This is a genomic window from Shigella sp. SIG3, assembly GCF_053555855.1.
In genome coordinates this window covers 1-6,800 of sequence record NZ_JBQZXE010000157.1, presented here as the reverse complement: position 1 = coordinate 6,800, position 6,800 = coordinate 1, and the positions used below count along the sequence as shown (strand labels likewise).

Sequence of the window (6,800 nt, the reverse complement as noted above, 5' to 3'; positions counted from 1 at the left end):
TCTTTCTTGTTCGAAAGAAACGCAACTATAAGATTTTTATATATTTTGTTAGAGTTGATATGTTTCCTGTAACTTCTGTTTATCTGTCTCTGATATGCCCAGATTAATTCAAGCAAGATATAACAGAGATATCAATGTGATCTCTGCTACGTACTTTACGTTGAAACACCGCCCTAAATCATAGCCAGGCTATTGATTTTATGTACAATCAGAATCGTCCTGATAAAAGCGAGAACACCCCATGGCGGAACTGAACCTAAGTAACCTGACGGAAGCAGACATCATTACCAAATGCGTTATGCCAGCCATTCTCAATGCAGGCTGGGACAACACAACGCAAATCAGACAGGAGGTCAAACTCCGGGACGGTAAAGTCATCGTACGTGGTAAAGTTGCGGCACGCAGAACGGTAAAATCTGCTGACATCGTGCTGTACCACAAGCCAGGCATTCCCTTAGCCGTGATTGAAGCAAAAGCCAACAAACATGAAATTGGCAAAGGGATGCAACAGGGCATTGAATATGCGCGCCTGCTGGACGTTCCTTTTGTTTTTGCCACCAACGGTGATGGCTTTATCTTCCGCGATGCCACCGCAGCCGAAGGTGAATGCCTTGAAAAGCAAATAACGCTGGATGACTTCCCCTCCCCCGCTGAACTCTGGCAAAAATTCTGCCTCTGGAAAGGATACACACAAGCTCAGCTTCCGGTGATTACTCAGGACTATTACGACGATGGCAGCGGCAAATCGCCTCGTTATTATCAACTTCAGGCAATCAACAAAACCATTGAAGCCGTCTCCAACGGGCAAAACCGCGTTCTGCTGGTCATGGCGACCGGAACAGGGAAAACCTATACCGCATTCCAGATCATCTGGCGCCTGTGGAAATCAAAAAATAAAAAACGCATTTTGTTCCTTGCCGATCGCAACATTCTGGTCGACCAAACCAAAAATAATGATTTCCAGCCATTTGGTACGGCAATGACCAAAGTCAGCGGACGCACCATTGATCCCGCTTATGAAATTCACCTCGCGCTCTATCAGGCTATAACTGGCCCGGAGGAAGACCAAAAAGCGTTTAAACAAGTCGCACCAGATTTCTTCGATCTGATCGTGATCGACGAATGCCATCGCGGCAGCGCATCCGAAGACAGCGCCTGGCGAGAGATCCTTGATTATTTCAGTTCCGCCACCCAAATTGGCTTAACCGCCACGCCAAAAGAGACGCATGAAGTCTCCAGCACGGATTACTTCGGCGATCCGGTTTACGTCTACTCACTAAAAGAAGGGATCGAAGACGGCTTCCTCGCTCCTTATAAAGTTGTCCGTGTTGATATTGATGTCGACCTGCAAGGCTGGCGCCCAACCAAAGGGCAAACTGACTTAAACGGCGAAGTGATTGACGATCGTATCTATAACCAGAAAGATTTCGATCGCACGATGGTGATCGACGAACGCACAGAACTGGTTGCCAGAACCATTACCGACTACCTCAAGCGCACCAATCCGATGGATAAAACCATCGTCTTCTGTAACGACATCGATCATGCAGAACGTATGCGCCGCGCCCTGGTTAATCTCAACCCGCAGCAGGTGAAAAAGAACGACAAATACGTCATGAAAATCACCGGCGATGATGAAATTGGCAAAGCTCAGTTGGATAACTTCATCAACCCGAAAAAACCGTACCCGGTTATCGCGACCACTTCAGAGCTGATGACCACTGGTGTGGATGCTAAAACCTGCAAACTGGTAGTACTAGACCAGAACATCCAGTCGATGACCAAATTCAAGCAAATTATCGGTCGTGGTACACGCATCGACGAACGTTACGGCAAACTCTGGTTTACCATCCTCGACTTTAAAAAAGCCACCGAACTGTTTGCCGATGAGCGTTTCGATGGCATTCCCGAAAAAGTCATGGATACCACACCAGAGGATATCGCCGATCCAGAATCTGATTTTGAAGAGAAACTCGAAGAAATCAGCGAACATGACGACGAACAGGTAACAGGCGTTGATGAACCGCCTGCGCCACCATACCAGGTTACCGATACCGATGATGTCGGCCCATTTCCGGAAGAAGACGAGAAGAAAATCCGCAAGTTTCACGTCAACGGTGTAGCGGTGGGCGTTATTGCACAGCGCGTTCAGTATTACGACGCCGACGGTAAACTGGTTACCGAATCCTTTAAAGATTACACCCGCAAAACACTGCTCAAAGAATATGCCTCGCTGGATGACTTTACCCGCAAGTGGCAGGACGCCGATCGCAAAGAAGCGCTCATTCACGAGCTGGAGCAACAGGGGATCATCTGGGAAGTACTGGCAGAAGAAGTCGGTAAAGATCTCGACCCGTTCGACATTCTTTGCCACGTAGTGTATGGTCAGCCGCCGTTAACCCGCAAAGAGCGCGCCGAGAACGTGCACAAGCGGAACTACTTCACAAAATACTCTGAAGCAGCGCAAGCCGTGCTCGATAATCTGCTGGATAAATACGCCGATGCGGGCGTACAGGAGATCGAAAGTATTCAGGTGCTGAAACTTAAACCATTCGACAGCATGGGCACCTTACCGGAGATTATTAAAACCGGATTTGGCGACCGTAACGGGTATAATCAGGCGCTCAGCGAGCTGGAAAACGAAATCTACCAATTACCGCCCCGCTCTGCTTAACAACTCTCTTTTGCGCCTTCTGCAACCATCATGTTGCAGAAGGCCTTGTTTTTCATGGAATACAACATGTCTATCAGCTCAGTAATCAAATCATTACAAGATATTATGCGCAAAGATGCCGGTGTGGACGGCGATGCGCAGCGTCTCGGTCAGCTCTCCTGGCTGCTGTTTTTGAAAATCTTCGATGCCCAGGAAGAGGCGCTGGAACTGGAGCAGGATAACTATCAATATCCGATCCCACAGCGTTATTTGTGGCGCAGTTGGGCCGCCAACGCGCAGGGCATTACCGGTGATTCCCTGCTGGAATTCGTTAATGATGATCTGTTTCCGGCGTTGAAAAACCTCACTGCGCCTATCGATAAAAACCCACGCGGCTACGTGGTGAAGCAGGCGTTCAGCGATGCCTATAACTATATGAAAAACGGTACGCTACTGCGCCAGGTGATCAACAAGCTGAACGAAATTGACTTTACCAGCGCCAGCGAACGCCATCTGTTTGGTGATATTTACGAACAGATCCTTAAAGATCTGCAATCTGCGGGCAATGCGGGCGAATTCTATACTCCACGCGCCGTCACTCGCTTTATGGTGGATCGCGTTGATCCGAAACTCGGCGAATCCATTATGGACCCGGCCTGCGGTACGGGCGGTTTTCTTGCCTGCGCGTTCGATCATGTAAAGAACAAATACGTGAAGAGCGTCGCCGATCATCAGACACTGCAACAACAGATCCACGGTGTTGAGAAAAAACAGCTTCCGCACCTGCTGGCGACCACCAATATGCTGCTGCACGGCATTGAAGTACCGGTACAAATTCGTCACGACAACACCCTGAATAAACCGCTTTCCTCCTGGGATGAGCAACTGGATGTCATTGTTACCAACCCGCCGTTTGGTGGCACGGAAGAAGACGGTATTGAGAAGAACTTTCCGGCAGAGATGCAAACCCGCGAAACGGCGGATCTGTTCCTGCAACTGATTGTGGAAGTACTGGCGAAAAACGGTCGTGCGGCGGTGGTATTGCCGGATGGCACACTATTTGGCGAAGGTGTTAAAACCAAAATCAAAAAGCTACTTACCGAAGAGTGCAACCTGCATACCATCGTGCGTTTACCGAATGGTGTGTTTAATCCCTATACCGGCATTAAAACCAACCTGTTGTTCTTTACCAAAGGTCAGCCAACCAAAGAGATTTGGTTCTATGAACATCCGTATCCGGCGGGCGTGAAAAACTACAGCAAAACCAAGCCGATGAAGTTTGAAGAGTTTCAGGCGGAGATCGACTGGTGGGGTAACGAGGCCGATGGTTTTGCCAGCCGCGTCGAGAATGAGCAAGCGTGGAAAGTCAGCATTGATGACGTGATTGCACGCAACTTCAATCTGGATATTAAAAACCCACATCAGGCGGAAACCGTCAGCCATGATCCGGACGAACTGTTAGCGCAGTATGCAAAACAGCAGGCGGAGATCCAGACGCTGCGTAATCAACTGCGCGATATTCTTGGCGCTGCGCTGTCTGGCAAGTAGGTTAACTAATGAGTGTGGAAAAGCTGATCGTTGATCATATGGAAACCTGGACCTCGGCGTTGCAAACCCGTTCCACCGCCGGGCGCGGCAGCTCCGGTAAGATTGATTTGTATGGTATTAAGAAATTGCGTGAGCTGATTCTGGAACTGGCGGTGCGCGGTAAACTGGTGCCGCAGGATCCGAATGATGAACCGGCGTCGGACCTGCTGAAGCGTATTGCGGCGGAAAAAGCAGAGCTGGTGAAGCAAGGCAAAATTAAAAAGCAAAAACCACTGCCAGAAATTAGTGAGGAAGAGAAGCCGTTTGAATTGCCGGAGGGATGGGAGTGGGTGCACCTCCCTGATATTTATTGCTCAATTTCTGAGTCATCTAGAAAAATAAAATCCTCCGAAATACTACCTGAGGGAAAATATCCTGTTATCGAGCAAAGCCAAGAATTTATTTCTGGTTATTGCAACAATGAATGTCTGTTAATAAAGTTAAATAATCCAGTTATAGTTTTTGGTGATCACACAAGGAATATTAAATTTATTGATTTTGATTTTGTTGTCGGCGCTGACGGTGTGAAAATTTTATCACCTATATTAATTTGTGAGCGTTTCTTTTTTTGGCAGTTACGATCATTTAAATTAGATGTAAGAGGATACGCGAGACATTTTAAAGTATTAAATAGCTGCTTATTTGCATTACCCCCCATTGCAGAACAAGAGCGAATAGTTGAAAAAGTTAGCTCTTTGATGTCCCTCTGCGACCAACTAGAACAGCAATCCCTGACCAGTCTGGACGCACATCAGCAACTGGTTGAAACCCTGTTGGGAACGCTTACAGACAGCCAAAACACCGCGGAACTGGCTGAAAACTGGGCGCGTATTAGCGAGCATTTCGACACCCTATTTACCACCGAAGCCAGCGTGGATGCGTTAAAACAGACCATTCTGCAACTGGCCGTAATGGGCAAACTTGTGCCGCAGGATCCGAATGACGAACCCGCCTCTGAACTGCTCAAACGTATTGCGCAGGAAAAAGCTCAATTGGTGAAAGAAGGGAAAATAAAAAAACAAAAACCACTGCCGCCAATTAGCGATGAGGAAAAACCGTTTGAACTTCCGGAAGGGTGGGAATGGTGTCGTATTGGTAATATAGTTAATATTAAATCTGAATTAGTATCACCAAAAGATTATTTAAATTTATATCAAGTAGCACCTGATATTATTGAAAAGGGCACTGGGAGAGTGATATCAAAGAGAACAGTGAAAGAATCAGGAGTCAAAGGGCCAAATAGTCGCTTTTATAAAGGACAAATTGTTTATTCTAAAATCCGCCCGTCATTATCCAAAGTTTTTTTAGCAGAGTATAATGGTCTTTGCAGTGCTGATATGTATCCATTAGACTGTTACATTAATCCAAATTACTTATTGAAATATATCCTTTCCATTCCATTTCTTATGCAAGTCAAAAAAGCAGAGAACAGAATAAAAATGCCGAAACTTAATTCTGACAGTTTTTACAATATTATTGTTGCGATTCCCCCCTATAATGAACAACAAGCAATATTTGATAAGATAAATTCTATTGAAGCAGTATGCAATGGTCTTATTTCTTATATTGGGATTTATCATAAAACCCAACTGCATCTTGCAGACGCACTCACTGACGCAGCGATAAACTAATTCCCTCGCCCTCACAAAACCAATAAAGCGGCTAAATAGCCGCTTTATTCACATCACCAAAATTTATATTTCACGCTAATTTTCATCTTATTTTCATTAATTTTTAGCTGGACTTTCCCTGTATTTACTGATGATATATCCAGGTATTTAGCACGGTGCGGATGTGCGCCAACACACTCGCACCGCTAATCACAATCACTATTTATAGAGAATAGTAATCATGACTGACACGCATTCTATTGCACAACCGTTAGAAGCAGAAGTCTCCCCGGCAAATAATCGTCAATTAACCGTGAGTTATGCGAGTCGTTACCCGGATTACAGCCGTATTCCCGCCATCACCCTGAAAGGTCAGTGGCTGGAAGCCGCCGGTTTTGCCACCGGCACGGCGGTAGATGTCAAAGTGATGGAAGGCTGTATTGTCCTCACCGCCCAACCCGCCGCCGCCGAAGAGAGCGAACTGATGCAGTCACTACGCAAGGTGTGTAAGCTGTCGGCGCGTAAACAAAGGCAGGTACAGGAATTTATTGGGGTAATTACAGGTAAACAGAAAGTCGCCTGATACATTGACCCGGTAGCGCCAGTGCTACCGGGTATTATTCGCCGCGTTATACCAACGCGCTCTCCATCTGTTTTTCAAATGCCTGACGAATTAATCCCATAATGTAAGGAAGTTGTGCGAGGTCGCTGAAACCAATTTCTACATCGCCATTACCCCAGCGCCCAACATTTGTCACATCTTTGGCAATACCTTTCGGATCGACCAGTTCATGAAACTGCATATTAAGCGACAATCGCAGTCGGCTTTTTTGCGGCACAACATCAACAAAATTCGTTTCCGCTTTAAACGCAATATATAGCTTCAATACTTCCTGCGTGATCCCTGCGTCCAGGCGCATAACTTCATCGCGAAGATGATCGAATAACAC

Annotated in this window: 5 protein-coding genes; 4 read left to right on the top strand and 1 reads right to left on the bottom strand. The window is 46.5% G+C overall.

Features of this window, described 5'->3' with window-relative positions; genetic code table 11:
* Positions 1 to 241 precede the first annotated feature (241 nt).
* From hsdR to symE, 4 genes are all read left to right on the top strand, one after another.
* Positions 242 to 2,674 (top strand): EcoAI/FtnUII family type I restriction enzme subunit R, encoded by a 2,433-nt coding sequence (gene hsdR / locus ACUU1I_RS18785; protein ID WP_000819023.1) that lies wholly within the window; start codon positions 242 to 244, stop codon positions 2,672 to 2,674.
* Between the two features lie 66 nt (positions 2,675 to 2,740).
* Positions 2,741 to 4,201: a type I restriction-modification system subunit M gene (locus ACUU1I_RS18780; RefSeq protein ID WP_000028400.1), complete on the top strand. Its 1,461-nt coding sequence runs from the start codon at positions 2,741 to 2,743 to the stop codon at positions 4,199 to 4,201.
* Positions 4,202 to 4,209: 8 nt separating this feature from the next.
* Positions 4,210 to 5,871 carry a restriction endonuclease subunit S gene (locus tag ACUU1I_RS18775; RefSeq protein WP_000110073.1) on the top strand — a complete coding sequence of 554 codons (1,662 nt, stop codon included), beginning with the start codon at positions 4,210 to 4,212 and terminating at the stop codon, positions 5,869 to 5,871.
* A 220-nt stretch (positions 5,872 to 6,091) separates the two neighbouring features.
* A complete protein-coding gene (symE, locus tag ACUU1I_RS18770) occupies positions 6,092 to 6,433 on the top strand; it encodes an endoribonuclease SymE (RefSeq protein WP_000132640.1) in 342 nt (113 codons plus the stop codon).
* A gap of 46 nt (positions 6,434 to 6,479) precedes the next feature.
* Here the strand turns inward: symE and ACUU1I_RS18765 are convergent.
* On the bottom strand, positions 6,480 to 6,800 hold a 321-nt coding region (locus ACUU1I_RS18765), incomplete at its 5' end, for a DUF5655 domain-containing protein (protein ID WP_449144205.1).